At 64.2% G+C, this 26,543-nt stretch carries 26 protein-coding genes and 2 pseudogenes; 8 read left to right on the top strand and 20 right to left on the bottom strand.

All coding sequences use genetic code 11. The features are described 5' to 3' along the window. Positions 1-51 precede the first annotated feature (51 nt). Positions 52-582 carry a DciA family protein gene (locus G582_RS15840; RefSeq protein WP_425472232.1) on the bottom strand — a complete coding sequence of 177 codons (531 nt, stop codon included), beginning with the start codon at positions 580-582 and terminating at the stop codon, positions 52-54. Here G582_RS15840 and G582_RS0107000 point away from each other — a divergent pair. The 3 genes and pseudogenes from G582_RS0107000 to mutT form a co-directional block, all read left to right on the top strand. Next, the gene (locus G582_RS0107000; protein ID WP_051246931.1) at positions 572-1,513 is read left to right on the top strand and encodes a M23 family metallopeptidase; all 942 of its coding nucleotides are present in this window, start codon (positions 572-574) and stop codon (positions 1,511-1,513) included. The two genes, G582_RS15840 and G582_RS0107000, sit on opposite strands and share 11 nt — an antisense overlap. Before the next feature lie 143 nt (positions 1,514-1,656). After that, the gene (secA, locus tag G582_RS0106995; RefSeq protein WP_028839226.1) at positions 1,657-4,374 is read left to right on the top strand and encodes a preprotein translocase subunit SecA; all 2,718 of its coding nucleotides are present in this window, start codon (positions 1,657-1,659) and stop codon (positions 4,372-4,374) included. Between the two features lie 36 nt (positions 4,375-4,410). After that, a pseudogene (gene mutT, locus G582_RS15835) lies at positions 4,411-4,785 on the top strand (8-oxo-dGTP diphosphatase MutT); the annotation flags it as partial. A 21-nt stretch (positions 4,786-4,806) separates the two neighbouring features. Here mutT and coaE read toward each other — a convergent pair. The 5 genes from coaE to G582_RS0106965 all read right to left on the bottom strand — a co-directional run bounded on the left by coaE (position 4,807) and on the right by G582_RS0106965 (position 10,638). Further along, positions 4,807-5,424: a dephospho-CoA kinase gene (gene coaE, locus G582_RS0106985; RefSeq protein ID WP_028839225.1), complete on the bottom strand. Its 618-nt coding sequence runs from the start codon at positions 5,422-5,424 to the stop codon at positions 4,807-4,809. A 39-nt stretch (positions 5,425-5,463) separates the two neighbouring features. Beyond that, positions 5,464-6,327: a prepilin peptidase gene (locus G582_RS0106980; protein ID WP_028839224.1), complete on the bottom strand. Its 864-nt coding sequence runs from the start codon at positions 6,325-6,327 to the stop codon at positions 5,464-5,466. An 18-nt stretch (positions 6,328-6,345) separates the two neighbouring features. Continuing rightward, complete coding sequence (locus tag G582_RS0106975; RefSeq protein WP_028839223.1) at positions 6,346-7,614, bottom strand: type II secretion system F family protein; 1,269 nt, start codon at positions 7,612-7,614, stop codon at positions 6,346-6,348. A gap of 11 nt (positions 7,615-7,625) precedes the next feature. Beyond that, complete coding sequence (gene pilB, locus G582_RS0106970; RefSeq protein WP_028839222.1) at positions 7,626-9,353, bottom strand: type IV-A pilus assembly ATPase PilB; 1,728 nt, start codon at positions 9,351-9,353, stop codon at positions 7,626-7,628. Positions 9,354-9,459: 106 nt separating this feature from the next. Beyond that, a complete protein-coding gene (locus G582_RS0106965; RefSeq protein ID WP_028839221.1) occupies positions 9,460-10,638 on the bottom strand; it encodes an ATP-binding protein in 1,179 nt (392 codons plus the stop codon). A gap of 282 nt (positions 10,639-10,920) precedes the next feature. On the opposite strand from G582_RS0106965, the gene G582_RS0106960 reads away from it, so the two are divergent. From G582_RS0106960 to G582_RS17880, 5 genes are read left to right on the top strand one after another with little or no spacing between them, the layout of a single operon-like run. Then, positions 10,921-11,187, top strand: a complete 267-nt coding sequence (locus G582_RS0106960; protein ID WP_028839220.1) for a helix-turn-helix domain-containing protein — start codon at positions 10,921-10,923, stop codon at positions 11,185-11,187. After that, positions 11,177-12,415, top strand: a complete 1,239-nt coding sequence (locus G582_RS0106955; protein ID WP_211219315.1) for a type II toxin-antitoxin system HipA family toxin — start codon at positions 11,177-11,179, stop codon at positions 12,413-12,415. Before G582_RS0106960 ends, G582_RS0106955 begins: the two co-directional genes overlap by 11 nt. A 59-nt stretch (positions 12,416-12,474) precedes the next feature. After that, positions 12,475-13,338 (top strand): glycosyltransferase family 2 protein, encoded by an 864-nt coding sequence (locus G582_RS0106950; RefSeq protein ID WP_028839218.1) that lies wholly within the window; start codon positions 12,475-12,477, stop codon positions 13,336-13,338. A gap of 50 nt (positions 13,339-13,388) precedes the next feature. After that, positions 13,389-13,688 carry a nucleotidyltransferase domain-containing protein gene (locus G582_RS0106945; RefSeq protein ID WP_028839217.1) on the top strand — a complete coding sequence of 100 codons (300 nt, stop codon included), beginning with the start codon at positions 13,389-13,391 and terminating at the stop codon, positions 13,686-13,688. After that, positions 13,685-13,861 carry a hypothetical protein gene (locus tag G582_RS17880; protein ID WP_156880339.1) on the top strand — a complete coding sequence of 59 codons (177 nt, stop codon included), beginning with the start codon at positions 13,685-13,687 and terminating at the stop codon, positions 13,859-13,861. The genes G582_RS0106945 and G582_RS17880 overlap by 4 nt, the downstream gene beginning before the upstream one ends. Positions 13,862-13,912: 51 nt before the next feature. Here the strand turns inward: G582_RS17880 and G582_RS0106935 are convergent, their stop codons facing one another. From G582_RS0106935 to G582_RS0106870, 14 genes and pseudogenes are all read right to left on the bottom strand, one after another. Beyond that, positions 13,913-14,836: a hypothetical protein gene (locus G582_RS0106935; protein WP_156880337.1), complete on the bottom strand. Its 924-nt coding sequence runs from the start codon at positions 14,834-14,836 to the stop codon at positions 13,913-13,915. 3 nt (positions 14,837-14,839) lie between these two features. Beyond that, positions 14,840-15,700: a glycosyltransferase family 2 protein gene (locus G582_RS15825; RefSeq protein ID WP_051246924.1), complete on the bottom strand. Its 861-nt coding sequence runs from the start codon at positions 15,698-15,700 to the stop codon at positions 14,840-14,842. A 58-nt stretch (positions 15,701-15,758) separates the two neighbouring features. After that, positions 15,759-16,526 (bottom strand): cephalosporin hydroxylase family protein, encoded by a 768-nt coding sequence (locus G582_RS0106925; protein ID WP_028839215.1) that lies wholly within the window; start codon positions 16,524-16,526, stop codon positions 15,759-15,761. Continuing rightward, positions 16,523-17,587, bottom strand: coding sequence for a class I SAM-dependent methyltransferase (locus G582_RS15820; protein ID WP_038053244.1), 1,065 nt, complete (start codon positions 17,585-17,587; stop codon positions 16,523-16,525). The genes G582_RS0106925 and G582_RS15820 overlap by 4 nt, the downstream gene beginning before the upstream one ends. Beyond that, a complete protein-coding gene (locus tag G582_RS0106915; protein WP_028839214.1) occupies positions 17,584-18,423 on the bottom strand; it encodes an NAD-dependent epimerase/dehydratase family protein in 840 nt (279 codons plus the stop codon). Before G582_RS0106915 ends, G582_RS15820 begins: the two co-directional genes overlap by 4 nt. 3 nt (positions 18,424-18,426) lie before the next feature. Continuing rightward, positions 18,427-19,650, bottom strand: coding sequence for a class I SAM-dependent methyltransferase (locus G582_RS0106910; RefSeq protein WP_028839213.1), 1,224 nt, complete (start codon positions 19,648-19,650; stop codon positions 18,427-18,429). Further along, positions 19,647-20,198 (bottom strand): dTDP-4-dehydrorhamnose 3,5-epimerase family protein, encoded by a 552-nt coding sequence (locus G582_RS0106905; RefSeq protein WP_248642710.1) that lies wholly within the window; start codon positions 20,196-20,198, stop codon positions 19,647-19,649. The genes G582_RS0106910 and G582_RS0106905 overlap by 4 nt, the downstream gene beginning before the upstream one ends. Then, complete coding sequence (gene rfbG, locus G582_RS0106900) at positions 20,195-21,280, bottom strand: CDP-glucose 4,6-dehydratase (protein ID WP_211219313.1); 1,086 nt, start codon at positions 21,278-21,280, stop codon at positions 20,195-20,197. The genes G582_RS0106905 and rfbG overlap by 4 nt, the downstream gene beginning before the upstream one ends. Next, a complete protein-coding gene (gene rfbF / locus G582_RS0106895) occupies positions 21,271-22,041 on the bottom strand; it encodes a glucose-1-phosphate cytidylyltransferase (protein WP_028839210.1) in 771 nt (256 codons plus the stop codon). Before rfbF ends, rfbG begins: the two co-directional genes overlap by 10 nt. Beyond that, entirely contained in the window at positions 22,038-23,888 is a 1,851-nt protein-coding gene (locus tag G582_RS0106890) for a hypothetical protein (RefSeq protein ID WP_028839209.1), read from the bottom strand. Before G582_RS0106890 ends, rfbF begins: the two co-directional genes overlap by 4 nt. Positions 23,889-23,952: 64 nt before the next feature. Continuing rightward, positions 23,953-24,294, bottom strand: a complete 342-nt coding sequence (locus G582_RS18655) for a prepilin-type N-terminal cleavage/methylation domain-containing protein (RefSeq protein ID WP_028839208.1) — start codon at positions 24,292-24,294, stop codon at positions 23,953-23,955. Between the two features lie 391 nt (positions 24,295-24,685). Further along, positions 24,686-24,784: pseudogene (locus G582_RS18310) on the bottom strand (prepilin-type N-terminal cleavage/methylation domain-containing protein); the annotation flags it as partial. Between the two features lie 335 nt (positions 24,785-25,119). Continuing rightward, complete coding sequence (locus tag G582_RS15810; protein ID WP_051246921.1) at positions 25,120-25,698, bottom strand: DUF6036 family nucleotidyltransferase; 579 nt, start codon at positions 25,696-25,698, stop codon at positions 25,120-25,122. Further along, positions 25,688-26,218, bottom strand: coding sequence for a helix-turn-helix domain-containing protein (locus G582_RS0106870; RefSeq protein WP_028839207.1), 531 nt, complete (start codon positions 26,216-26,218; stop codon positions 25,688-25,690). The genes G582_RS15810 and G582_RS0106870 overlap by 11 nt, the downstream gene beginning before the upstream one ends. Between the last annotated feature and the right edge of the window lie 325 nt (positions 26,219-26,543).

Raw genomic sequence — 26,543 nt, 5'->3', positions numbered from 1 at the left:
AAATTGCAGCGCTCGCCAGCGATTTCTTAACAAAACCGACCGCCGTCGCGGCTAGGATGCGCCCTCGGCTGGTTCGGCGGGGGGCTTCGTTGCCCGCCTCGCACCGGCCTTGCGGTCGCCCCCGGCGTGTTCTTCCGACGCATCCGGCCGCAGCAGGGCCAAGGCCGCCTCCAGTCCAGCACGGGCGGCGGCCGACATCGGAGCATGGCGCGCTTCGGCCGGCGGTAACGGCCGCAGCGGTGCGGTGGTCGTCCTGACACCCACGTCGTTCACTTCGAGCCCGATGGAGCGGGCGGCGTCGATCAGCGCTGGCGCGGCAAGCCGCAACTTGGCATGCCACACCGGCGAGTCGACGACGAACACCAGCCTGTCTCCGCGGACGTTGGCCAGGCGCGCATGCGCCCCCAGCCCCGCCGGCAGCAGGGGCCGCAACAACCGGTCCATCGCGTCGAGCCACTGCGCCCGGCGCAGGGTGCCCCCGGCGGAACCGGCGAGCAGCGCGTCCAGCGCCGCGCGCGGGCTGGCGGCGGCACGGCTCCCTTCGGGGTTGGATCGAGAACCAGGCATACGGATGATCGAAATCAGCAACCTACACGATACCCGCCAGCGCGCCGTCGCGCAGGCCCGGCAGCTGCGCAAATGGGCGCGGAGCAGGCCGTGGGCGGCGCTGGCGCTGCTGCTGGGCGCAGGCATGCTGTGCGGCGCGGCCGCACGCAGTGCGATCGGTATGGCCCAGGTGGAGGCGCTGCAAACCGCGGATGCCGAGCGTCAGGCCGAACTGGACAAGGTCCGCCGCGACGCGCAGCGCGATGTCAACGCGCTGGCCGCGCGGCTGGCCGAACTGCAGGCGCAGGCCAACCGCCTGAACGCGCTGGGTACCCGCCTGACCCGTGCCGGCCAGCTGCAGGACGGCGAATTCGATTTCGAGAAGCCGGTCGGCCAGGGTGGTGGCGGGATCACCCGCGACATGCCTCCGGCCGAGCTGCGCGCGCGGCTGGCGGCGCTGGAAGGCGACTATCGCCTGGCCGGCACCCAGCTGTCGGTGCTGGAAACCCTGCTGTTCAACCGCGCGCTGGACCGCAACACGGTGCCTTCGCGTGAACCGATTGCCGGCAGCTTCGTCACCTCCGGCTTCGGTGGCCGCGCCGATCCGTTCGGCGGTGGCAGCCAGTTCCACAAGGGCATCGATTTCCAGGCCAGCATCGGCGACCCGGTGCTGGCGGTGGCGGACGGCGTGGTCAGTTATGCCGGCGACCGCAGCGGCTACGGCAACACGGTCGAGATCGACCACGGCAACGGCTACGTCACCCGCTATGCGCACAACTCGCGCCTGACCCGCCAGGTCGGCGATCTGGTGCGCGCGGGGCAGGAAATCGCCAAGGCGGGCTCCAGCGGCCGCTCCACCGGCGCGCACGTGCACTTCGAACTGTGGCAGGACGGCGTGGTGGTCAATCCCCGCAAGTTCCTCGGCCACAACAACGCGCTGGCCCGGCACGGGCCGAAGCGCGGCTGACATCGGGCAAGGGGCTTGCGCACGCCGCGGGCCGCCTCCAGCTAAACTATTCGATTCCCGAACGGGCACCCATGCCCGGTTTCGGGCATTTCGTTGCTTTCCCGATGCCGCGCCACCGGCGCGCATCCCGCCAGGGACACCCCATGTTCAACAGTTTGCTTACCAGCGTTTTCGGCAGCCGCAACGAGCGCCTGCTCAAGCAGTACGGCGCCAACGTCAGGAAGATCAATGCGCTGGAGCCGCAGATGCAGGCGCTCTCCGACGAGGCGCTGCGGGCCAAGACCGAGGAGTTCAAGGCGCGCGTCGCCAAGGGCGAATCGCTGGACAAGCTGCTGCCGGAAGCGTTCGCGGTCTGCCGCGAAGCCTCGGTGCGGGTGTTCGGCATGCGCCATTTCGACGTCCAGCTGATCGGCGGCATGGTCCTGCACGGCGGCAAGATCGCGGAAATGCGTACCGGCGAAGGCAAGACCCTGACCGCGACCGCCGCGGTGTACCTGAACGCGCTTGAGGGCAAGGGCGTACACGTGGTCACCGTCAACGACTACCTGGCCCGCCGCGACGCCGCCCAGATGGGCAAGCTCTACAACTGGCTGGGCCTGAGCGTGGGCGTGGTCTACCCGGGCATGCCGCACGGCGACAAGGGCGCGGCCTACGGCTGCGACATCACCTACGGCACCAACAACGAATTCGGCTTCGACTACCTGCGCGACAACATGGCGTTGGCGAAGGAAGACCGCTTCCAGCGCAGCCTCAACTTCGCCATCGTCGATGAAGTGGACTCGATCCTGATCGACGAGGCGCGCACCCCGCTGATCATCTCCGGCCCGGCTGACGAATCGCCGGAGCTCTACCTGCGGGTCAACGCAGTGGTGCCGTCGCTGCAGCGGCAGGAGACCGAAGAGGGCGAGGGCGACTACTGGGTCGACGAGAAGCAGAAGCAGGTGCACATGTCCGAAGCCGGGCAAGAGCACGCCGAACAGCTGCTGCGCCAGGCCGGCATCCTCGCCGCCGACGAGAGCCTGTACGCCGCGCAGAACATCCACGTGGTCCACCACCTCAACGCGGCGATGCGCGCCCACGCGATCTACCAGAACGACGTGGACTACATCGTCCGCGACGGTGAGGTGATCATCGTCGACGAGTTCACCGGCCGCACCCTGCCGGGCCGGCGCTGGTCCGACGGCCTGCACCAGGCGGTGGAGGCGAAGGAAGGCGTGCCGGTGCAGCGCGAGAACCAGACTCTGGCGTCGGTGACGTTCCAGAATCTGTTCCGCATGTACAAGAAGCTGTCCGGCATGACCGGCACCGCGGACACCGAGGCGTTCGAGTTCCAGAACATCTACGCGCTGGAAGTGGTGGTCATCCCCACCCATCGGCCGATGGTGCGCAAGGATCACCCGGACCTGGTGTTCCTCAACCGCGCCGGCAAGTACCGCGCGGTGGCCAACGAGATCAAGGAATGCGTGGCCAAGGGCCAGCCGGTGCTGGTCGGCACCACCTCGATCGAGGTGTCGGAACTGCTCAGCGAAAACCTGCGCGAAGCCGGCATCGCGCACGAAGTGCTCAACGCCAAGCAGCACGAGCGCGAGGCGCACATCATCGCCAACGCCGGCGCGCCGGGCGCGGTGACCATCGCCACCAACATGGCCGGTCGCGGCACCGACATCGTGCTGGGCGGTTCGCTGGACGCCGAACTTGCCGCGCTGGGCGAGGACGCGTCGCCGTCCGACAAGGACCGGATCAAGGCGGCATGGCAGGAGCGCCACGACGTGGTGAAGGCCGCCGGCGGCCTGCACATCATCGGCACCGAGCGCCACGAATCCCGCCGCATCGACAACCAGCTGCGCGGCCGTTCCGGTCGCCAGGGCGATCCGGGTTCGTCGCGCTTCTACCTGTCGCTGGAAGACAACCTGATGCGCATCTTCGCCGCCGACTGGGTGCAGAAGGTGATGGCGCGGATGGGCCTGAAGGAAGACGACATCATCGAATCCGCGCTGGTGACCAAGCAGATCGCCAACGCGCAGCGCAAGGTCGAGGCCCACAACTTCGATATCCGCAAGAACCTGCTCGATTTCGACGACGTCAACAACGACCAGCGCAAGGTCATCTACGGCCAGCGCAACGAGCTGCTGGAAGCCGAGAGCGTCAAGGAGAACATCGACGGCATCCGCTACGACGTGGTGGCCGAGCTGGTGCAGCGCCACGTGCCGGCCGACTCGATCGACGAGCAGTGGGACCTGTCGGGCCTGGAAGCGGCGCTGGCCGCCGAGTTCGGCGTGCAGCTGGATCTGGTGGGCCTGCACAAGGCACAAACCGAGCTGGATGCATCGCAGATCCTTGGCCACGTGCAGGACGCGGTGGACGCGCTGTTCGCTGGCAAGGAAGAGCAGGTGGGTGCCGAGACCATGCGCATGCTGGAAAAGCACGTGATGCTGAACGTGCTGGACCAGAGCTGGAAGGAGCATCTGGCGCGCATGGACTACCTGCGCCAGGGCATCCATCTGCGCGGCTATGCGCAGAAGCAGCCCAAGCAGGAATACAAGAAGGAAGCCTTCGAGCTGTTCTCGGAGTTGCTGGAGAAGGTCAAGCACGAAGTGGTCTCGCTGCTTGCACGCGTGCGCATCCGCAGCGAAGAGGAAGTGGCCGAAGCGGAAGCGCAGGAGCGTGCCCGCGCCGAGGCCGTGGCCCGGCAGATGCAGTTCCAGCACCCCGGTTCCGGCGGCATGGGCGCGGACGAGGAGGCGGCGCAGGTGCAGGCCGCGCGCGCGCAGCAGGAAGCGTTTGCCGACATCGGCCGCAACGATCCTTGCCCCTGCGGCAGCGGCAAGAAGTTCAAGCACTGCCATGGGCAGCTTGCGTAACACGCTTCCCGCATTGCCCGCCCCAGGCTTGCGGACATGAAGCAGGTCCACGTCGTTGCCGGGGTGATCCGCGACGTGCGTGGGCGGATCTTGCTGGCGCGCCGCACCGAAGGCCGCGACCTTGCCGGCCTGTGGGAATTCCCGGGCGGCAAGGTGGAACCCGGCGAATCACCAGAAGACGCCCTGGTGCGCGAACTGCGCGAGGAACTGGGCATCGAGGCCACGGTGGGCGCACCGGTGGCCTGCGTGCCGCTGGAGACGCCCGGCAAGCGCCTGCTGCTGGACGTGCGGGAGGTGGCCTTCAGCGGCCATCCGCGCGGCCTGGAAGGACAGGCATTGGCCTGGGTGCCGCTGCGCAAGCTGGTGGACTACCCGATGCCCCCCGCCGACTTGCCGGTGGTGGCGGAGCTGTTGCTTCGCGGATGACGCCGGCTACGGGACAGGCGCGGCCAGCGACCTGTACAAGCGGTCCAGCGCCGCCACTTGGCCGTCCAGTGCTTCCAGCGGCCCGTCGTTGACGATGACGTCGTCGGCGATTGCCAGACGCTGCCGCCGGGTGGCCTGCGCCGCGATCATCGCCCCTGCCAGCGCCTCGTCGATGCCGTCGCGCCGCAGCAGGCGTGCAAGCTGCACGGCTTCCGGCACATCGATCACGAGCACGCGGGCCAGCCACGGATAGGCGTCGCGCCCGCCGCCTTCGGCCAGCAGCGGGACCGAGGCCACGGTGTAGGCGCCCGGTGCAGCGCGACAGGCATCGGCCAGGGTTGCGCGTACCCGCGGATGGACGATCGCCTCCAGCCGTTGGCGCGCCGCCGGATCGGCGAACACCCGCCGCCGCATGGCCGCCCGGTCCAACAGGCCATCCGGTCCCAGCACCTCGCTGCCGAACGTTGCCACTACCTCGGCCAGGCCGTCGCTGCCAGCCGCCAATGCGTCGCGTGCGGCCGCATCGGCGTCCGCCACTGCCACGCCCAATGCCCGGAAACATGTTTCGACCGCGCTCTTGCCGGAGGCCACGCCGCCGGTCAGGCCGATGATGTAGTCGCTCATCGGGACATTATGTGGGTAGCGCCGCCGGTGTTCCGAGGTTTATGCCAGCCCGGCAAAACGCAGGTAGGCGCCCACTAGCTGCTGGCCCCACATGAAGCTGATCCAGCCGGCGACGGCCAGATACGGGCCGAACGGAATCGGCGTGGCCTTGTCGCGGCCTTTCACGGCCAGCCAGATCGAACCGACGATGGCGCCCACCAGCGAAGACAGCAGGATGGTCGGCAGGATGCCGGACAGGCCGATCCACGCACCCAGCGCCGCCAACAGCTTGAAATCACCGTGGCCCATGCCTTCCTTGCCGGTGAGCTGCTTGAAGATCCAGTACACCGACCACAGGCTGAGATAGCCGGCCATCGCGCCAAGCAGCGCGGGCTTGGCCGACATGTAAAGGTTGTCGCTGGCGGCGACCAGGCCCAGCCACATCAGCGGCAGGGTCAGCTGATCGGGCAGCAGGCGGGTGCGGAAATCGATGCCCGACAGCGCGACCAGATAGCTGGTCAGCAGCATCGCGCCGAAGCCCTTCCAGCCGAAACCGAAACGCCAGGCGCAGGCAAGGAACAGCAGCGCCGTGATCAACTCCACCAACGGGTACTGGATCGAGATGGGCGCCTTGCAGCCGCGGCACTTGCCGCCCTGCAGCACCCAGCTCAGCAGCGGGATGTTCTCGTACCAGGACAGCGGCTTCTTGCATTTCGGGCAATGCGAGCCCTCCACCACGATGCCCGGCGGCGGCGGGTCGTAAAGATCCGGCTCCTCCAGGATCTCGCGGGCGTCGCGCTTCCACTGCCACTCCAGCCGCGGCGGCAGGCGCAGGATCACCACGTTGAGGAAACTGCCGACCAGCAGGCCCAGGCCAGCCGCGGCGGGAAAGCCGAGGCCGGGGTGTGCGTCGAGAAATGCCATCTGGTATGAGCGCCCTGCTTACATCACCGTCATGGCGATCTTGAAGATCGGCAGGTACATGGCCACCACGATCGAGCCGACCAGGCCGCCGATGATCACCATCACCATCGGCTCGATCAGGCTGCTCAGGGCATCGACGGTGTTGCTGACTTCTTCCTCGTAGAACTCGGCCACCTTCAGCAGCATGGTGTCCAGCGCGCCGGCTTCCTCGCCGATCGCGGTCATCTGCACCACCATGTGCGGGAACAGATTGACCTGCTTCATCGCGACGTTGACCGGGTAGCCGACGGCCACATCGTCTTTGATCTTCATCACGGCATTGTGGTAGACCATGCTGCCGGTGGCGCCGGCCACGTTGTCCAGCGCCTCCACCAGCGGTACGCCGGCGCGGAAGGTCAGGGCCAGTGTGCGGGCGAAGCGGGCGATGGCGGAATCGTGCAGCACCTTGCCGATCACCGGCATCTTCAGCAGCAGCCTGTCAACGGTGTGCTGCAGCTTCTGCGAACGCTTGTATGTGTAGATGAAGAAGCCGATCGCCGCGGCGAGGACAATGCCAATCAGCCAGAACCACTTCACCACGATGTCGGAAATGCTGAACACCAGATTGGTGAACGCGGGCAGGTCGGCGCCGAAGCTGGAGAAGGTCTCCTTGAAGATCGGCACCACGTAGATCATCAGCACGGCGCTGATCAAAATGGCAACCGCAATCACCGCAGCCGGATAGAACAGCGCCTTCTTGATCTTGCCCTTGATGCTCTCGATGTTTTCCTTGTAGGTGGCGATGGTCTCCAGCACGGTTTCCAGCACGCCGGAGGATTCGCCGGCGCGCACCAGGTTGCGGTACAGCTCGTCGAACTGGACCGGGAACTGGCTCATCGCCTCATAGATGGACGCGCCGCCCTCGATGTCGGTGCGCAGGCTGTTGACCATCTTCTTCATGTTCGGATTCTTGTTGCCGCCGCCGATGATCTCCAGCGCCTGCACGATCGGCACGCCGGACTTCATCATGGTGGCGATCTGGCGGCTGAACACGGCGATGTCGCGCGCCGAGATCTTCTTCCCGCTGCCGCCGAACAGCGGCTTCGGTTTCGCCTTGACCACCGTTGGGGTGATGCCCTGCCGGCGCAGGTCCGCGCGCAGCAGGTTGGCGTTGCGCGCCATCTGCTCGCCCTTCATCACCTTGCCGCGCTTATCGCGTCCTTCCCAGACGAACTCATCCAGCGCATTCAGTCGGTGAGACTCGGCCTTTTGCCGGGTCTTGCCAATGGCAGCCTTGTTTGCGGACATGGAGCTCCCCTTCAGTCCTTGGTGACGCGGTTGATCTCGATGAGACTGGTGATCCCCTGTTTCACCTTGTCCAGCGCGGAGCGCCGCAGATCGCGGACGCCGCTGCGCAGGGAAGCCTCGGTCAGCTGTTGGACATTACCACCAGCCAGCACGATCTGCTGGATTTCCTCGGTCATCGGCATCACCTGGTAAATGCCGGCGCGGCCCTTGTAGCCGCCGGTGCACTCATCGCAGCCCCCCGCCTCGTAGACGGTGATGCCGGCGTGGATCTCGTCGGCGGTGAAGCCTTCGGCCAGCAGCGCGTGCTCGGGCAGGTGCACCGCGCGCTTGCAGTCGTTGTGCAGGCGGCGCACCAAGCGCTGGGCGATGACCAGGTTCACCGAGCTGGTGATGTTGTAGGGCGCGATGCCCATGTTCATCAGGCGGGCGATGGTTTGGGGCGCGTCGTTGGTATGCAGGGTGGACAGCACCATGTGGCCTGTCTGCGCGGCCTTGATCGCGATCTCCGCGGTTTCCAGGTCGCGGATTTCGCCGACCATGATCACGTCCGGATCCTGGCGCAGGAAGCTGCGCAGTGCCGCGGCGAAGGTCATGCCGCGCTTGGCGTTTTGCTGCACCTGGTTGACGCCCGGCAGGCGGATCTCCACCGGGTCTTCCACCGTGCTGATGTTGCGGGTCTCGTCGTTGAGGATGCCCAGCGCGGTGTACAGGCTCACGGTCTTGCCGGAGCCGGTGGGGCCGGTGACCAGCACCATGCCGTAGGGCTTGTGGATGCTGTCCAGGAACAGCTTCTGCTGGTCCGGCTCGTAGCCCAGCTTCTCGATGCCCATCTTGGCGGCGCTGCCGTCCAGGATGCGCAGCACGATCTTTTCGCCGAACAGGGTGGGCAGGCTGCTGACGCGGAAGTCGATCTGCTTGGTCTTGCTGATGTTGAGCTTGATGCGGCCGTCCTGCGGGATGCGCTTCTCGGCAATATCCAGCTGCGCCATCACCTTCAGGCGCGCGGCGATGCGCGCGTGCAGCTTCACCGGCACCTTCTTGAATGTCTTCAGGATGCCGTCGATGCGGAAACGCACCCGGTAGTCGGTCTCGTAAGGCTCGAAGTGGATGTCCGAGGCGCCGCGGCGGATCGCGTCAACCAGCGCTTTGTTGACGAACTTGACGACCGGGGTGTCCTCGCCCTTGGCGTCCACGCCGGTGTCATTGCTCAGGTCGTCGTCGCCGCCGCTGACTTCCAGGCCGTCCAGACCATCACTGTCCTCCAGGTCGCCGGCCATTGCGTCGGCGGCCTCAAGCCACTGCTCAAGGCTGCGCTTGATCCGGTCGGCGTCCACCAGGATCGGTTCCACCGCCAGGTTGGTGTGGAACTTGATCTCCTCCAGCGCCCGGCTGTTGGTGGGATCGGAAGTGCCGATGAACAGCCGGTTGCCGCGCTTGAACAGCGGCAGCACCTGGTGCTTCCGCAGCAACTCTTCCTTGACCAGGGCGATCGCGGACTGGGTCGGGTCGATGGCCAGCGAATCCACCAGCGGCATGCCGAACTCGATGGAGTTGGCGGCTGCCAGAGCACTAGGCGACGCCAGGCGGCGGTCCGCCAGATAGGATGCCATCGGCATCTTCTCGGCGGTGGCGCCGTCCATCGCCTTGCGTGCGATGGCCTCGTCCAGGGCGCCGTCCAGCACCAGGCGCCGGGCGATCCCGGTGATGCCCATCAGATTGGCGGTAGGGGCGGTGCTCATCGGTCAGGCGGTCTCCACGGGAACGGTGTGACTGTAGCGTAAACGCATAACAAGGCCCAACGCGGCCGCCGGCCGGCGCTGTGCGCAATCGCAATGGATTGCGGCGTCAGCTCGCGTCGGCGCTGCTTGCTGCTGCGGGCAGGCTGCGCCAGCCGATTACGCGAACGCCGCTGCGCCCATAAGTGTCATCGCCGCCGTACACCAGCCACGGCGCCAAGGCTTCCTCGCCGGCAAAGCGTGCGGCCTTCTGGCCGGCGCGGATGTAATCGGGCGTCACAGTGGCGCCGGACTTGATCTCCACCGGCTGCAGCCTGCCATTGGTTTCGAACAGCAGGTCTGCTTCCAGTCCGTTGTTGTCGCGCCAGAAATAAAGATCCGGTGGCAGCCCCTGATTCAGGCGGGCCTTGAGGAATTCGCCCACCACCAGCGTTTCAAACAGCGCGCCGCGGAGCGGGTGCAGGCTCAGCGTGGCCGCATCGCGGATACCCAGCAGCCAGCACGCAAGGCCGGTATCGACGAAATGCAGCTTGGGCGACTTCACCAGCCGCTTGCCGAAGTTGCGGTGGTAGGGCGGCAGCAAGAACACGATGTCACTGGCTTCCAGCACCGACAGCCAGGCGCGCGCGGTGTGGTTGGAGATGCCCGTTTCGCCCGCCAGCGCGCTGATGTTGAGCAGCTGCCCGGTGCGGGCGGCGCACAGGCGCAGGAAACGCTGGAACGCGGAGAGATCCTGCACGTTGAGCACCTGTCGCACGTCGCGCTCCACGTAGGTCGCGACATACGAGGCAAACCAGTCGGCAGGCCGCAGCGATTGTGCATGCAGCGCGGGATACATGCCCAGCAGGAGCACCGCATCCAGCGGTCGCGTGGCTACCTGCGCAGCCGGCAACTCCGCCAGCGACAGCGGCAGCAGCCGGGTCATGCCCACCCGGCCAGCCAGCGATTGGGTGACGCCGGACAGCAGCCCGAACTGCTGGGATCCGGTCAGCACGAACCGCCCCGGCACCCGATCCGCGTCCACCATGCCCTGCAGATACGAGAACAGATCCGGCCAGCGTTGCGCCTCATCGAACACCGCCCCGTGCGCGAAGCGCGCCAGGAAGCCGCGCGGGTCCTCGCTGGCGAAAGCACGTTCCTGCGGGTCTTCCAGGCTGACGTACGGCTTGTCGGCAAACAGCCGCCGCGCCAGCGTAGTCTTGCCTGACTGGCGCGGCCCGGTCATGGCCACCACCGGAAAGCCTTGGGCCAGGCGCTGCAGCGTTGGGGTCAGGGCACGGGGGAGCATACTGAGATCATACAATACAAAGAACAAATCTCCGAAATGTATGAGTTTGTCGACAATGGGGTCAGGTTCACTTTCATCAGACGGCCGAAACCGTACTGGCCGATGGGGGCCTGATATTCGCGAACTGGGGGGACATATCCGTTGTTGGTATCGGACTTCCGCCGCTTGGCGGCTCAGGAAGTGAACCTGATCCCGTTCCTGACCCGTTCCAAATATGTCTTGCTTCAAGGACACATTTTGATGTATCAGGTAAATTGGCTCGATTAAAGGACAGACTCGGTCATGCATCTTCCGATTCGCACGCTGCTGGATCTGGGAGAGGCCGTGCGCGGTGCGCGATGCGAACAGGGCTTGAAGGCAACCCTGGTCGCGGCGCAGTCCGGACGCAGCCGGGATCTGCTGCATCGACTGGAAACGGGGCGGGATGTCACCACCGGCGCGTTGCTCGATGTGCTGCGCAGCATGGGGTACACCCTGCGCCTGGAGCCGCTGGGTTTGCCCACGCTGGAAGAAGTCCGCCAACGCTTCGCCGAAGACGATGACGACTGACAGTGACATGGACATGGACGAGCGCATCAAGCTGCTGCAAGTGAATGTGGCAGGCCGTCTCTCTGGGCAGTCGCTGCAGCAGTCCGGCTTCGAATACCGATATCTGCAGGCGGATCCGGCCCAGCCTGTGGTGGGGTTGCTGATGCCACCCGCGCGGCTTACCTGGCACGACGGCGCGCTGTTCCCGGTAATGGATCAGAATCTCCCGGAAGGCGATCTGTTCAACCGCCTGCGCCAGCAATTCCCCAAGCAGGCGATGACTGCCATGCGCCTGCTTGCGCTGATCGGCGACAACGGCATCGGCCGGCTGGGCTACCGCGTGCCCGGCGGCGCGGCACCGGCGGCGGGTGTGCCGATCGCCCGGCAAACCCTGCTGCGCATGCCGTTCACGGTGCAGGTGTTCGACGAACTGGTGCGTGCCTACCTTGCCACCGGTATTGGCGTGGCCGGCATGCAGCCCAAGATCATGGTGCCCGACCGCGCCACCATCCCCATCCCCAATCTGATCGTGAAAACCGCCGGCGCAGGCTATCCCGGCCTGACCGCGAACGAATATCTGTGCATGACGGCGGCCGCGCGTGCCGGCATCGACGCGGCCAAGGTGGAACTGAGCGACGACGGGCAACTCCTGCTGGTGGAGCGCTTCGATTTCGACGCCGATGGCCAGCGCCTCGGCTTCGAAGACGTGGCGTCGCTGATGGGGTTGCGCGTGCGCGATACGTTGTCCGAACGCAAATACCACGGCAGCTACCAGCGCATCGCCGAGCTGCTGGGCATGATCACCGGCAATCGTCGCGACCTGCAGCGCTTCTACGAACAACTGGCGTTTTCGATCATGGTGGGCAATGGCGATGCCCATCTGAAAAACTTCGGCGTGCTCTATCGCGGCGTGTCCGACGACATCCGCCTTGCCCCCATGTTCGATGTCGTCACCACGCGCATCTACCGCTACCAGCGCTCCCCCGGCGGCCCCGAACTGGAAGACCACAGCATGGCCCTGCGGCTGTGGTCGGGGAAAGCACAGCGCTCCAAGGCCTATCCCCTGCCGGAAGAACTGCGCCGCTTCGGCCGCGACGTCTGCGGCGTGCGCGATCCGCAGGCACCGTTGGACAGGATTGCCGCAGCCATGGCCGATACCCTGCACGCCGCCGCCGATCCACGCATTCCCGCCGGTCTGCTGGCGCGGCTGCGCCCGGTGTGGGAGAACGGAATCCGGTATGGGCAGTGAGAACCGCAGTCCGCCGCACCCCGGCCCGATCCCGCAATCGTTCGCGCTAATCTAGCGTCATGGGGAACCCGACGCTCAGCATCATCCTGCCCGCCAAGAACGAGGCCGAAGGCCTGCGTGGCACCTTGCCGGCGCTGCGGGTGGCCTATCCGGACGCGGAAATCATCGTCGTCGACGACGGCTCCACCGACGACACCGCGCGCGTCGCCCGCGAAGCTGGCGCCAGCGTGCTGTCCTCGCCGTACTCCATGGGCAACGGCGCCGCCATCAAGCGCGGCGCGCGGGCTGCCCGCGGGCAGGTGCTGGTGTTCATGGATGCCGACGGCCAGCACGGCGCCGCGCATATCCGCGCCCTGCTGGAAAAACTCGCCGACGGCTACGACATGGTGGTGGGCGCCCGCGACCGCAGCGGCCAGGCCAACCTGCATCGCGGCCTGGCCAACGGTTTCTACAACCGCCTGGCCAGCTGGATGACCGGCCACCGCATCATGGACCTGACCTCCGGCTTCCGCGCGGTGCGCGCGGACAAGTTCAAGGAATTCCTGCACCTGCTGCCGAACGGCTTCAGCTACCCCACCACCAGCACCATGGCGTTCTTCCGCAGCGCCTACCCGGTGGCCTACGTCCCCATTCCGGTGGCCAAGCGCGTGGGCAACGGCAGCCATATCCGCCCGTTTAAGGACGGCCTGCGCTTCCTGCTGATCATCTTCAAGATCGCCAGCCTGTATTCGCCGTTGAAGCTGTTCGCGCCGACCGCGGCGGCGTTTTTCCTGGCGGCGCTGGGCTGGTATGGCTACACCTTCGCCACGCAGGGCAGGCTCACCAACATGAGCACATTGCTGTTCAGCGCGGCGGTGATCATTTTCCTGATCGGGCTGATTTCGGAGCAGATCACCAACCTGACCTACAGGCGCGATGGCTGAACCATCGGTGTGCGCTGGGCTAGACTGACCCAAACAACGTGGAGCGTGCGATGCGGCTGAGCCAGGAGCATATCCGGGCGTTGAAGCGGCTGGCCGAGGAAGAGGCCGGCCCGTCGGCGCGGCTGCGTCTGTTCGGCTCCCGTCTTGATGATGCAGCCCGCGGCGGCGACGTGGATCTGCTGCTGGAGCTGGATGCCCCGGTGGCGCACCCGGCACCGCTGATCGCACGCCTGGCGGCTCGCGCCAGCCGCGCCATGGACGGACGCAAGGTGGATGTGCTGCTGTTGGCGCCCAATCTCATGCGCCAACCCATCCACGACATCGCCCAGCGGCAAGGGGTTCTGTTATGACGGGCGACGATGCCCAACTGCAGCGGCTGCGGTTTCTTGCGCGCGTCGTGCGGCGCGAAAGCAAGCATCTGCTGACCACTGACCGGCGCGTGTTTGCAAAGCCGTTCACGCAGGATCGCGCCAAGGCGCTGGCGGAGCAGATAACCAATCTGAAATATCGGCGCGATGGTTGACCCAAGCGATACAGCCGGATCAGGTCGTCATCGGTGAGCGTACCGCGCGAGTCAGGGACAGGATTCCGGCGCGCGATGACGGCAGCGTGAGACGACCAGACCCAAAGACCATGCCGACAAGTCGCCGATGATGGTGATCATGCGAAAGCCAGCCACTGCGGTGACGACGACACTCATGGAGTGTGCCGAGGGCACGAGGTGCGCGGCAACCCATTCGAAAACGCCCAAGCCCTGCGGCGAAAAAATGACGACGAACCCGGCTGCCCAAGACAGCAGGTAGGACGATGCCACCAAGCGAAGATCTGCGCCGTCATTTCCGAAGACAGCAATCCAGTACATGCAGAAGCTGGCAGCGGCCAGCATCCAGAACAGGCAGGTTGAAAGCGACAACTTCAGGATCCAGGCCAAATCGGGCCGTGCATGGTGCTGCTTGTACCGAAGCCATGTGGAGGCAAGCAGCAGGCCGATGATTGCCAGGGCCAGAAGGCCTCCCGCGATGCGCGAGGTATTGACGGCATGAGTCGCCAACAGCAGCACGGCAGCACCCAAGGCAATGCTGGTACCCAGCGCGAACACATGCTCGACAATCAGGATGGTCATCGAATCGCTGTTCTTGATCGCCAGGCGCTGGTAGGCAGCGAATCTCGCCACGCTTTGCCAGATACCGCCCGGCAGATATTTGGCAGGCAGGCGCAACACGGAAATCAGTGCCAGCTCACGGTAGCCAAGACGAAGGTCGAGGATGCGTGCCATTGCGAGTGAGGCCAGCGGGCCAATCCACTGGGCAAGACCCCACAGCAGGGATGCCAGCAGCAGGAGTGGAAGCGAAACTGTCGTCAATAACGGCAGCAAGGAATCTTTTGCGCGATAGGCTGAGTAGGCGAGAAAGACCAGTGCCAGCGGGATGAAACCGTGGCGGAGCCGGGGCAGCCACGAGGATGTGGCGACTTTTCGCAGCCAAGCGACCATTTCCACGACTCAGATCACGCGCCTGCGCGCAATCAGATAACGGGCAGGAAGCGCGCCCGGAAGTGCGAGGGTGAACGCAAGCTTGTCGCTCAGTGGCAAGGAGGATGACCAGGCCGCGTGCCAGAGCCTGTACACGAGATTCAGCAAGGGGAAACGTCCGCCGCGGATCTTGACCTTGCTGCTTGCGTAGCGGCGTTGGCGGTCACGGTAGTTCTCCTGCGCGCGCGCTTGGCGGCGCGACCAAAGTGCCATGGGCGCGGGGACGAAATCCCCTGCCAGAATCAAGCGCGCGAGAAGCACCAGGTCCGCCCCCGGGTAGTTCGGCAGTGGCCCGCATGCGCGCAATTTTTCGATACGGATAAGGCCGTAAATGGGGTGCATGTTGGCCCAGAGCAGTGTCAGAAGTCGCGCAAGTGGTGCCATGTCGCGGGTGTCCAGCACACTGGCCCTGGAGCCATAGATCTGCCCGTTCTCGTCGATCCAGTTCGATTCAGGCACGGCAATGACGGCCGTGGGATGCGCGTCCAATGCGGTCACGCATTGCGAGACGTAGTTCGGGGACCACAGGTCGTGGCCGCCCGCCCACATGAAAAAGTCGCCACTGGCCTCGCTGATGCAACGCTGGAAGTTGGCCGTTGCGCCCAGGTTTGCTTCGGCGCGCAGCACGCGTACGCGCGGGTCGCGGTCCGCGGTGCGGGCGCAGATCTCCGGCGTGGCATCGGTCGAGGCGTTGTCACAGATCACGATTTCGAGATTCGGATAGTCCTGCGCCAGCAAGCAATCGAGCGTCATTGCCAGGTACGTGGCTTCATTGAAAACAGGCACGCCGATGCTGACCAGGCGCGTGTTCTGGGGAGTGGCTTCTGGCATGTTGGATGATGGCGAGCGGCGTGGTTGGGTGTTGAAGAACCTGCATCAACGACAGGCGCTAGATGCGGCGCAAATAGCCGCCGGGTGCGACGGTTATCAGCAACTTGGCTTCGATGTCTTCGTCCACCACGAAGTCGGAGTTGCGCGAAAGGAACTCGCGCACGGCGGTCTTCGGGTTGTCGCCAACATCCCACGGCCGGTCGGGATACATCCCTGCGGGCAGGTCTTCGATCACCGTGTCGAACACCACGCAATAGCTACCCGGGCTGACCAGGGGGGCATAGGCGTCCAGTTCCGCCAACACGTGCTCATGGGTGTGGTTGGAATCCAGGATCACCAGCACCCGCTCGTGTCCCTGCGCGCGCTTGTGTACTTCAGCGACGATGTCCGGTGCAATGGATGAACCCTGCAGCATGTCGATGCGATGTGCCATCGGGTGGGCATCGATGGCCTCGCGGTTGTGCGCGCGGATGTCGATATCGACGCCCAGCACTCGCCTGCAAGGTCCCTTTGGATCAAGTGGCTGGCCGGACTCCACGGCCGCGCAATAGTCCAGCAGCGCCATCATGGACGCACTGAGGATCAGCGAGCCGCCATGGGCGATGCCGGTCTCGATGATCAGGTCGGGCCGGGTCTTCCAGATGAGTTCCTGGATCGCAACCATGTCCTGCGGATACTGGATGATCGGGCGGCCAAGCCAGGAATAGTTGTACGAGTATTGCGCGCGAATCGAAACACCCATGAAGCCGCGGGCAGCTTCCTGCAATCCGGTGTCCGCGGCATTGCGGGCAACTCGTGCCCGAGTCTCGCTTTCGAAGTTGTTCATGTCTTGTCCACGGGGATGTACCGGAATAGATTGCCACCTGCCTCGGAGACTTCGGGCAGGTAGTTGGAATTCATGACATAGATGTCGCTGCCGGGTGGTAGACCGTCAAGCACCTGCTCCGGGGAGGCCACCCTGAGTCCACTGGAGGCGAGGTAGCGGCCCTGCTTACCGGGGTTGATGTCGACGGCGGCATCGAAAGCCACGCCGCGATGCCCGAGGCAGTGGGAGAACATCACGCCCTTCGCGGCTGCACCCCAGATGACGCGACGGCGTAGTGGCGCTGCAAGTGCCTGTTCAGCCAATGAATCCAGCGCGCGGGTGAAATCCGCCGGGAAATCGATCCTGGCCGAAGCGGGGAGTTCGGTACGCAGTGATGATAGGTCTGCAATGGCGTAGAGGTACTGGCCACCGAACAGGTGTCCGGAGTCGTTTACTTGGCCGAAAAGCCGGTGGAAGTCATCGAGGCGGAAGTAGTTCACGTGTTCATAGAAAACATCGAACCATGCGCGGTTGCGCATGATCCAGTCGAAGCAAGGGACTTCAATGTAGATCAGGCCACGATGGCCGTTTGCAGCAGCGATCAGGTGCAGGAATCCTTGCGGGTCCGGGATGTGCTCGAGCACGTGCCGAAGAACGATGGCATCGACACAGGTCTCGACGGCCGCCCCGAAATGGCGCTTTTCAATGTAGGGGGCATGGCCCTCGTAGGCATCGTCGATCCCGCGTGCGCGTAGCCCGCGGTCTCGCATCAACTCGACGAAAAGCCCCTTCCCGCACCCTATTTCGAGGATGTCGCGGGAGCCGAAAGCTGATGTGACTTTGGCGAGCACCTGATCCAGGTGGTCGCGGAATTGAGCGGAGTTTCCCTGCTCATTCTGGTAGGTCTCGTCGTAACTCAGGATGCCCGGCTCGTAAGCGATGTTTCGGACAAGCCCACTGGCAGGGTCTTGAGCGATAACCACGTCGCCAGTCGGGCAGGCGAGGGCCGCCTCCCGCGTTTCGAACATCTTGTTTTGGTAGGCGGGGACGTTCCTGGCCTCGAAGAGAATGCGGCTCGTCACGTGCCCCCCAAGACCTGGTTCAGTTTACGGCGCGAGCCCCAGAACGCCATAGGCTCGAATTCAGGGTACGGCAGTCGGCCGAGTTCCATGCGGATTGATGAGCCGGATTCGGCAATCCAACGGGCGACTTGATCGACCAGTTTCACCGGGATTCCGCTACAGAGGTTGATGGCGCCCGCATCTCCGGCGTGGATGGCGACGTCCACCAGAAGGGTTGCGGCCTCCGCGGCAGGCAGGTAGTCGCGAACTTGTTCGCCCCCTGACATGGCGAAGGTCGCATCGTTGCGCTCGATAGCGGCATGAAGCTGCGAATAGATCGAGTTGGCGGATTGACCCGGACCGAACAGGTAGAAGAGGCGCGGCCACGCGAATTCGAAGGGAACCGATTCACGCAGTAGTGACATCCCTTCGAACAGGCGCGCCTTGGCATCGCCATACCGGGTAACGGGCCTGAGCGGGTGGCTTTCTTCAAGTTCGCCGAGGGCCAGTCCGTACTCGAAGCACGTCCCGGTCGCGACCACGCGCCTGATCCCGGAGCGAACACAGGCGGAAAGAAATGCCAACTGGGCCGGGAGTTCGCTTTCAAGGTGATGCGGAGAGCCGTAATGCGGTAATCCGGACCAAGCCAGGTGGAGCAGGATGTCAGGCCTTCCCAGCTCAGCAAACGGATCGGCGGCAGGCGAATGAATGTCCAGCGGGACTTCCCGGGCAGAGAGGGGGAGGCCGGGGATTGGCCGCCCAAACCTAGCTACGGTGATTTCGATACCCCGCGCCGCAAGCTCGCGCACCACATGGCACCCGATGAAACCGCTTGCACCTGTAATGGCGATTCGCATCCGCTAGTTGATCCATATGTCCGGAACCGCGGTGACGAACTTCCCGCCCCATTCGCGAATGTACGCCAGCTGCCCGGTGATTTCCTCGCGCAAGTTCCACGGCAGGATCACCACGAAGTCCGGGCGTGTATCGCGGATGCTGGCCTCGGCCACCACCGGGATGCGACAGCCGGGCAGGTAGCGCCCCTGCTTGTGCGGCGATGCATCCACCACATAGCCCAGCAAATCGGGGCGTACGCCGGCGTAATTGAGCAGGGTGTTGCCCTTGGCCGCGGCACCGTAGCCAACGACTTGCTTGCCGTCGCGTCTGCAGCCGAGCAGGAAGGTCAAGAAATCGTTCTTGACCTGATCGGCAACGTGTTGGAAGCCTTGGTAGTAGCCCATCTCCAGCATTCCGGCACCCGCTTCTTTCGCAAGCAGGTCGGCAACTGCCGGGGTTTCGTGTTGTGCGGCGCCGGCATGGCAGACCCAAAGCCGCAGTGAGCCGCCGTGGGTGGGGAGTTCCTCGGCATCCCAGACGCGCAGCCCGTGGCGGGCAAGAATGCGCTGGACGGTGTGAAGCGAGAAGTACGAAAAATGCTCGTGATAGACGGTGTCGAATTGGTGCTGCGCCACCAGTTGCAGCAGATGCGGGAATTCAAGGGTGATCGTACCGCCCGCCGCGAGAGCGGCGGACAGGCCGGCAACGAAATCATTGACGTCCGGCACGTGCGCCAGCACGTTGTTGGCGACCACCAGATCGGCCTTGCGCCGCGCCGCCACGAACTCCTGCGCGAACGCACGGCCGAAGAAGCGCTCGACCGTCTCGATGCCGCGATCGCGCGCCGCCGCTGCCGTGCTGGCGGTGGGCTCGATGCCGACGCAGGGAATGCCGCGTGCGCTGATGTATTGCAGCAGATAGCCGTCGTTGGCAGCGACCTCGACCACAAGGCTGTCCGGGCCCAGACCCAGCCGTTCTGTTGCGTGGGCGACGTAGCGTTCGGCATGCGCCAGCCAGCTTCGCGAGTAGGAAGAGAAGTAGACGTAATCACCGGAGAACAGCGCGTCGTGCTTCTGCACTTCGTCTACCTGCACCAGATGGCACTCAGTGCAGGTATAGAGGCGCAAGGGGAACCAGGTCTCCGGCGCGGTAAGGTCTTCCGCGCGCAGGAAGGCATTGGACGGCGGGGCACTGCCGAGGTCGAGAAACACGTCGTGCAGCGGGGTACCGCAGAAACGGCACTTCATGCCACGATTCCGGTGAATGCATCATCGATCGACGCGTACCCCCTGTCGCGATCAGACCGGTTGGTGACAGGTATCGGCCAATCGATGGACAGGCGTGGATCGTCGTGCCGCAAGCCGGCTTCGCAAGCAGGCGTCCAGGGGGTGGTATGCATGTACAGCAGCCACGCTTCATCGCTCAAGGTTTGGAAGCCATGCGCAACGCCCTCGGGAATGAACACTGCGTTGTTGCCATCCTCCGAAAGTTCAATGGCATGCCAATGCAGGAAGGTGGGCGAGCCCGCTCTGACGTCCACTGCCACGTCGAACACGCGCCCGCGAAGGCAGCGGATCAGCTTGGCTTCGGCGGCGGGGGGCAACTGGTAATGCATGCCGCGTAGCGTACCCCGGCCCTGGGTTTGCGAGAGGTTGATCTGGGTGAAATGGAGTCCGGGGCGGATTGCGGCAAGTTCCTGCTCGCAGAACAAGCGAGTAAAGCGTCCGCGCAGATCCCCGAATGGAGCCTGCCGGATCTCGCAAAGGCCCGCAATGGGCGTGGGATGGAACGTCATCCTACCCATGCCAGCCCCTGCCGCCGGGCATCGTCGATGTAGGCCGCAAGATCGCCGGCGCTTTGAACCTGCCCTGATGCATGGAACTGGCGATACCAATCGGCGGTGCGGGCAAGCGTAGTGGCTAGGTCCCAGACGGGTTGCCAGGCCAGCTGCGTGCACGCCTTCTCACAGTTCAGGCGCAGCACGGCGGCTTCGTGCGGATGTGCGTCGGCATCATGCTCGATACGCAGTGCCGGCCAGCTGGCGCCGAGTTGTGCAGCCAGCGCTGCGACGCTGGTCTCGCCTTCCGCACGCGGACCGAAGTTCCATGCCCCTTCAAAATCGCGGTCTTGCCAGAGCATTTGCGCCAGGCGCAGATAGCCGGAAAGCGGCTCCAACACGTGTTGCCATGGGCGTACCGCCGACGGGTTGCGGATGCGCAGGGCATGCCCCGCGTCGGCCGCGCGCACGATGTCGGGCACCAGACGGTCCTCCGCCCAGTCGCCGCCGCCAATGACGTTGCCTGCGCGTGCGCTGGCGATCCGTGTTGATGCATCGGCGGCGTTGAAGAAGCTCTTGCGATAGCAGTCTGTAACAAGCTCCGCGCAGGCTTTGGATGCACTGTAGGGGTCATGTCCACCGAGTGGATCGGTTTCCAGATACCCACCCGGCGCATCGTGTTCGGCATAGACCTTGTCGGTGGTGGCATTGACCAGCACACGCACAGAGGGGCAGCCGCGAATGGCATCCAGCAGGTTGACCAGACCGGTCACGTTGCTGGCGAAGGTCTCCGCCGGGGCGCGGTAGCTGCGGCGTACCAAAGGCTGCGCGGCGAGGTGGAACACGACTTCGGGTTGCAGCGTGTCCAGCACCTGGCCCACCGCTATGGCGTTACGCAAGTCCAACCGGTAGTCGGCAACGTCGTCGAAGTCAAGCAGCGACCAGTGTGAAGGCTGAGTGTCCGGGTCCAATGCCAGGCCCGAGACCGTCGCGCCCAATTGACGCAGCCACAGCACCAGCCATGAGCCCTTGAAGCCGGTATGGCCGGTGACCAGTACCCGCCGCCCTGCATACACGCCGCCGAACAGGCTCAGGGCCATACTTTCCACGGCGCATTGCCCGAGTGCCACAGCTCTTCCAGCTTGGTCTTGTCGCGCAGGGTATCCATGGGCTGCCAGAACCCGCGATGTGGGTACGCCGACAGTTGCCCATCCCGTGCAAGTCGTTCCAGCGGGGCGCGCTCCCAGATGGTGTCGTCGTCTTCGATGTAATCGAGGGCGCCGGGTTCCAGCACGAAGTAGCCGCCGTTGATCCAGCTGCCATCACCGACCGGTTTTTCCTCGAAGCGGGTGATGCGATGGTCCTCGATGTCGATGGCGCCGAAACGCCCCGGCGGCTGCACGGCGCACATGGTGGCAAGTGCGCCTTTCTCACGATGGAAGGCCAGTTCCGCACCGATGTCGATATCGGCTACGCCATCGCCATAGGTGAAGAAGAAGGTCTCATTGTCCAAGTATGGACGTACTCGCTTCAGGCGTCCGCCGGTCTGCGTTTCGTTGCCAGTATCGACCAGAGTTACCCGCCAAGGCTCGGCGTGTTTCTCATGCACTTCCAACTGGTTGGTGCGCATGTCGAACGTGACGTCGGACATGTGCAGAAAGTAGTTGGCGAAGTACTCCTTGATCATGTAGCCCTTGTAGCCAAGGCAAATGACGAAGTCGTTGACGCCGTGGTGCGAGTAGGTCTTGAGGATGTGCCACAGCACCGGCATGCCACCGACCTCGACCATGGGCTTGGGTCGTACCGTGGTTTCTTCGCTGATGCGCGTGCCAAGACCGCCGGCGAGGATGACGGCTTTCATGGGAGATCCGGTTTGGTGGCGGGGAGTCTTCCTGTCTGGACTGCAGCTTCCACCTCGTCGGCTAGTGCTGTGTAGCCTTCTGACCGCAAATCTGCAACCAACATTGCCGGGAAATTTCGATTTTTCACCGCCTCTGCGGCCTTCATGAAATAACGAAAAGCATGCTCGTCCAGCTTGTTCTTGGCGGCGTAATAGCCTAATGCGGCGTAGTCCATGGGACGGAATTCGGTTCGACTGTCAACAATGTCTACGATGCGGGTGACGTTGCGTGGATTTACGCGTGGGTCGCGATTAGAGTATCTAACCAAATGCCAAACCACGTCAGTGTTGCTCGTGGACATGGTAACGATCTGCATTCGTTCGAAAAGGCGATTCCAATCCACCTGGGTTACGCTGCCATTGATTGTCTTGAGTATGACGAGGTTGGTGAGTGCAGTGGCGCCGTCTGGGACTTCTGCCCCTTTGGCGCACGTGGCGACGGCTTGTGCGAAATAAGGGCTGTCCGGGTTTTCATTGCTGCGATCGAAGTAGGCGAGGCATAGCTCCCCTTGTGCGCGTTCCGATTGCGGCAATAGCGAGGCAGTATATTTGGCGAACCCAATCGGGCTGCTCCAGATGGAGGCGCGAGCCATTGTGGTGGCCCCCAGCGCTCCGACGAGTGCGCAGCTGATGGCGACAGCTGATTTGGGTTTGAGCCCGACCTTTGAGAAGGCGATGGAACCCAGGTCGCCAAACGCTAGAACAGCCCCTATCAGCGGAAAATGGTTTCGGTGCTCGAACGCCAACTCAAGCCCGACGATATTGCTTGAGATGAAGTGCCCGGCAAAGAACAGAAAAATGCCCAGTGCAAAGAGCGGTCGGCGGCGGCGCAAGTACCAGGCAGTCCCCAGGATGGCGGGGATCAGCAGCAAGCTGGCAAGGGTGGTCCAAGGCTGCAGCAGTCCGCGCGAGGGTTGCAGCCAGTCGTAGTAAAACGGCATGTGCGATGGCAATGGCAGAACGACCTGCCACAGGTACATCACCAGAACGCGCGCCTGCGTCAGCAGGCGTTCCGGGCTGTTGAACGTGCGGTAGCGATAGGCGTCCCAAGACCAGTAATGTGGGACCGCAATCAGGAAGAAGGCGGCCATCCCGAGCAGGGTCAGGGCAAGATAGCCGCGCTTCAGGCCACGGGTCATGGCCGGGCTGGCAGCCTTGAAGCGCAGCACGGTGAGTTCCAGCGCCAAGGTGTAGGCGGGCAACAGGGCGGAATCTTCCTTGCTGGCCAACGCCAACACCCAGCACAGACCGACAAGCACGCCGTATTGGCGGCTGCGCTCGCCGGCAATTTGCGCTTGGCGCATCTTTAGGTATGCGTAAAGTGCTAGCACGAGGAACAGTGTTCCCATCGTCTGCATGCGCTGGACGACGTACAACACGGAGGAGACCTGCAGCGGATGGACTGCCCAGGCCAGCGCCAAGGCCAGCGCCGCGTATGGGATCCGCCGGGGCGGCCAGCCGGCCATGACAAGCAGCAGCCGGAACCATGCGGCCAATGCCAGCATGGTCAGGCCGTGGATAGCGATATTGGTGATCTTGAACGCGGTGGGATCCAGGCCGGCGCGCCAGTAGTCCAGCGCGAAGCTGAGCATGGGCAGGGCGCGTGAACCGCTGCCGGCGTTGAAGCTATAGGCGGCCCGTTGCAGTGATGCAGCGTCCAGCGAGGTGATCTGGACAGCGGTATTGCTGATGAAAGTCGGTTTGTCGTCGAAAATGAAGTCGCCGCCCAGTCCCGTGCAAAACACAAGGGCGACCAGCAGGCTGCAAACGAGGGCAAGCAGGTAAAAATGGATCGGCTTGTCTGCCATGTTGCAGCCCGGATTGTGTGGCTGCCTAGGATAGCCTGAGGCGTTGTTCTGACGGTGCGGGGGGTCAGTTCAAGCTGCAGCTGCCCTGGCCGCTGGCGCCGTCCATCTGGCAGGTGGTGGTGCGGGTGCCGGGTGTGCGTGGCGTGCCCGTTACGGTGTCGCCGATGCTTGCACCGCCGGTGATGTTTGCGCAGGCGCTTGGAGTTGCGGCAGGCGGGGTCTGTTCGTCATACAGAATGACCAGCGCATTGTTGGCATATGCCTTGGCTTCGGCTAGGCAGGCGTTCTCAGATGCGCTCTTTCGATAGTTGTTGTACGCCGGCAGGGCGATGGCTGCGAGGATTGCGATGATCGCTACCACGATCATCAGCTCTATTAAGGTAAAACCAGTACTTATGCGGCGCATGGCTGAGATCCGAAGTAGTGCTACACATAAGTCCGAGCAAGATGCGTGCCATGTGGTGCATAACTAAAAAAACCCCGCCTGCAAGGGCGGGGTTTTTGTCCAACTGAGCAGTAGCTAATCTGCTCCTTAGCTTGCCTTACTGCAGGCGGCAGGTGGCCGAGTTCGACGCGCAAACGGCATCGCGCACGCCCGGAGACTGCGAGTTGAAGGTGACATTAGTAGCGGTGGTTGCCTCGACCTGTGCGGCGGTCGGCGGGGTAGTGTTGGTGCAGGCGGCAGCCGTATAGGCCGGGAGTGCAGCCGTCGAGAAGCCGCCCTTGACTGCGGAGACGTACGAGTTCATGAACGCCTTGGCTTCGCCGAGGCATGCGTTCTCGGCTGCACGGACGCGGTAGTTGTTGTACGCCGGCAGCGCGATGGCGGCCAGGATGGCGATGATCGCGACGACGATCATCAGTTCGATCAGGGTGAAGCCTTGCTGCTTGTTCATGGTGTATCCCCTAGGGTTGGTTGGGTGGTTCACGTGCTGCGTTCCCGCCGGTACCGGTCCCGACCTGGGGCGCGGTGCACGTGCGAAAGTTATAACGCAGGATTCATGCCAAATGCGGACAAGTGGGCATGGGTGGCCGTTCTGTGGCCGCCGTCACGGCTGGCGGCACCAGAGCCGTGGAGAGTGTATGGCACTTTTTGTCTGCATGTGACGTTATGCGTCATAAGTGTTCGGGGCTGCTGCGGTACTGCGTGCCCGGCGCGACGCGTCGCTCCTTCCGGTTTCTGTGAGGGCAAGAGAAAGGTCTGAACGTCTGCCCTTCCTGCAATTGTGCCTCAGTACGCCGCGATGTCCTTGCACGCGATGTCGATGCTGCCCCGCAGGCGGTCCAGATTGCCGATGTAGGCGCCCAACGCTTCTTCGGCGCGCTGCCGGAGGGCGTCGGCGTTGATCAGGCCGGCTCGGGCCAGCGTCCGGATGTCTTCGCGATCCTGGCTGGAGAATCTGCCGAGTTTGCTGACGGCCAGATCCAGCGGAGAGAGCAGCCGCACGTCCAGAACCGCCCTGTCCACGCCGTGCAGCGCGATGGGGATGGCGTTGTCGTAGGCGTCTTCGTGCAGCAGGCCCAGGGTGTCGTTGTAGTTGCGGTCGAAGTAGAGCAGGGCGGCGTTGCCGTCTTCGGCCGGATAGGAGACTTCCAGATCATCCGGCAACGCGATGCGGTGCGAGAAGGCGGCATCGACATCGCGGGTGACGCGGCTGCCGGTATAGAGATGCAGGGCGCTGCCGCCGGCGATGTACATGCGGATGGGCAGGGCCTGTGGAGCGACGTTCGCCAGCGATGCGGCGATGCGCCGGGCAATTTCCGCAAGCGCGGCGAGGTATTGCGGCCGGGCGTGGAGTTCAGGCTGCATGGCGCGCCTGCTTCGCCATGGCCAGCAGGGGCAGGAAGCGCGAGGGGCGCAGCGGGCTGCGTTGCAGCCACAGGGCGAATACGGCGGGACTGCTGGCGCCAGGATGCAGCTGTTCGGCCAGATCCAGCCACTGGCGCCGGTCCCGGCCGGTTTCGCCGGCCAGCATCACCGCCAGCCCGGCCATGAAGAAACGCGGGCCTGCATTGGTCCAGCTGCGCGGGTCGGGTTGGTGGGTGTCCAGTGCCAGCAGGCGCGCCTCGTCGTCCCGGTTCAGCGTGGCCGGGAAGAGACCATCAGGCGTAGTGCGCAAGCCGTCCGTGGTGGCGACCTGGGCGCCCACGGCGTGCGCCAGGGCTTGAAGGGTGGAGAGGTCGCAGTCGCTGCGCCGGCGCAGGCGGGACAGCGTTTCCTGACGGATACCGGCGCGCTGTGCCCACTGGGCGTCGTTCAGGTCGCGCGCGCGGGCGCGATCCGAAAGCTCGGCCAGCAGGGTGGGCAATACCGGTTGCCGGGTGTCCATGTGCAGAGTTTCGGGAAAATTGATGTTGAAGTCAATTGATGGTGCGCCTCGGGCTTGCTGGGGGGGGGGCTTGATCCGCGCTGGTCATGTCCGAGGCAGGGTTCCCGGGTGCAGTGTTCGTCGTCCGGCGGGCTTCGGGCATGAGAGTGAAAAATCGTGCGGTGGGTGGGCAGAGGCGGGATTACATGCCCGTCCAATGTGGACTTCATGGTCGTCCAATATGGAATCTGGTGTCGTCCAATCCGGAATTTCAGAGGTGGATCGTGGTGCCTGCCGGCGTGCTGGCTCCGTTTCCGGATAGGCGAGCGGGCAGATTGCCAAGTGG

The sequence above is a fragment of the Thermomonas fusca DSM 15424 genome (assembly GCF_000423885.1).
GTDB classification, from domain to species: domain Bacteria; phylum Pseudomonadota; class Gammaproteobacteria; order Xanthomonadales; family Xanthomonadaceae; genus Thermomonas; species Thermomonas fusca.
This window is presented reverse-complemented; position numbering and strand designations above follow the sequence as displayed.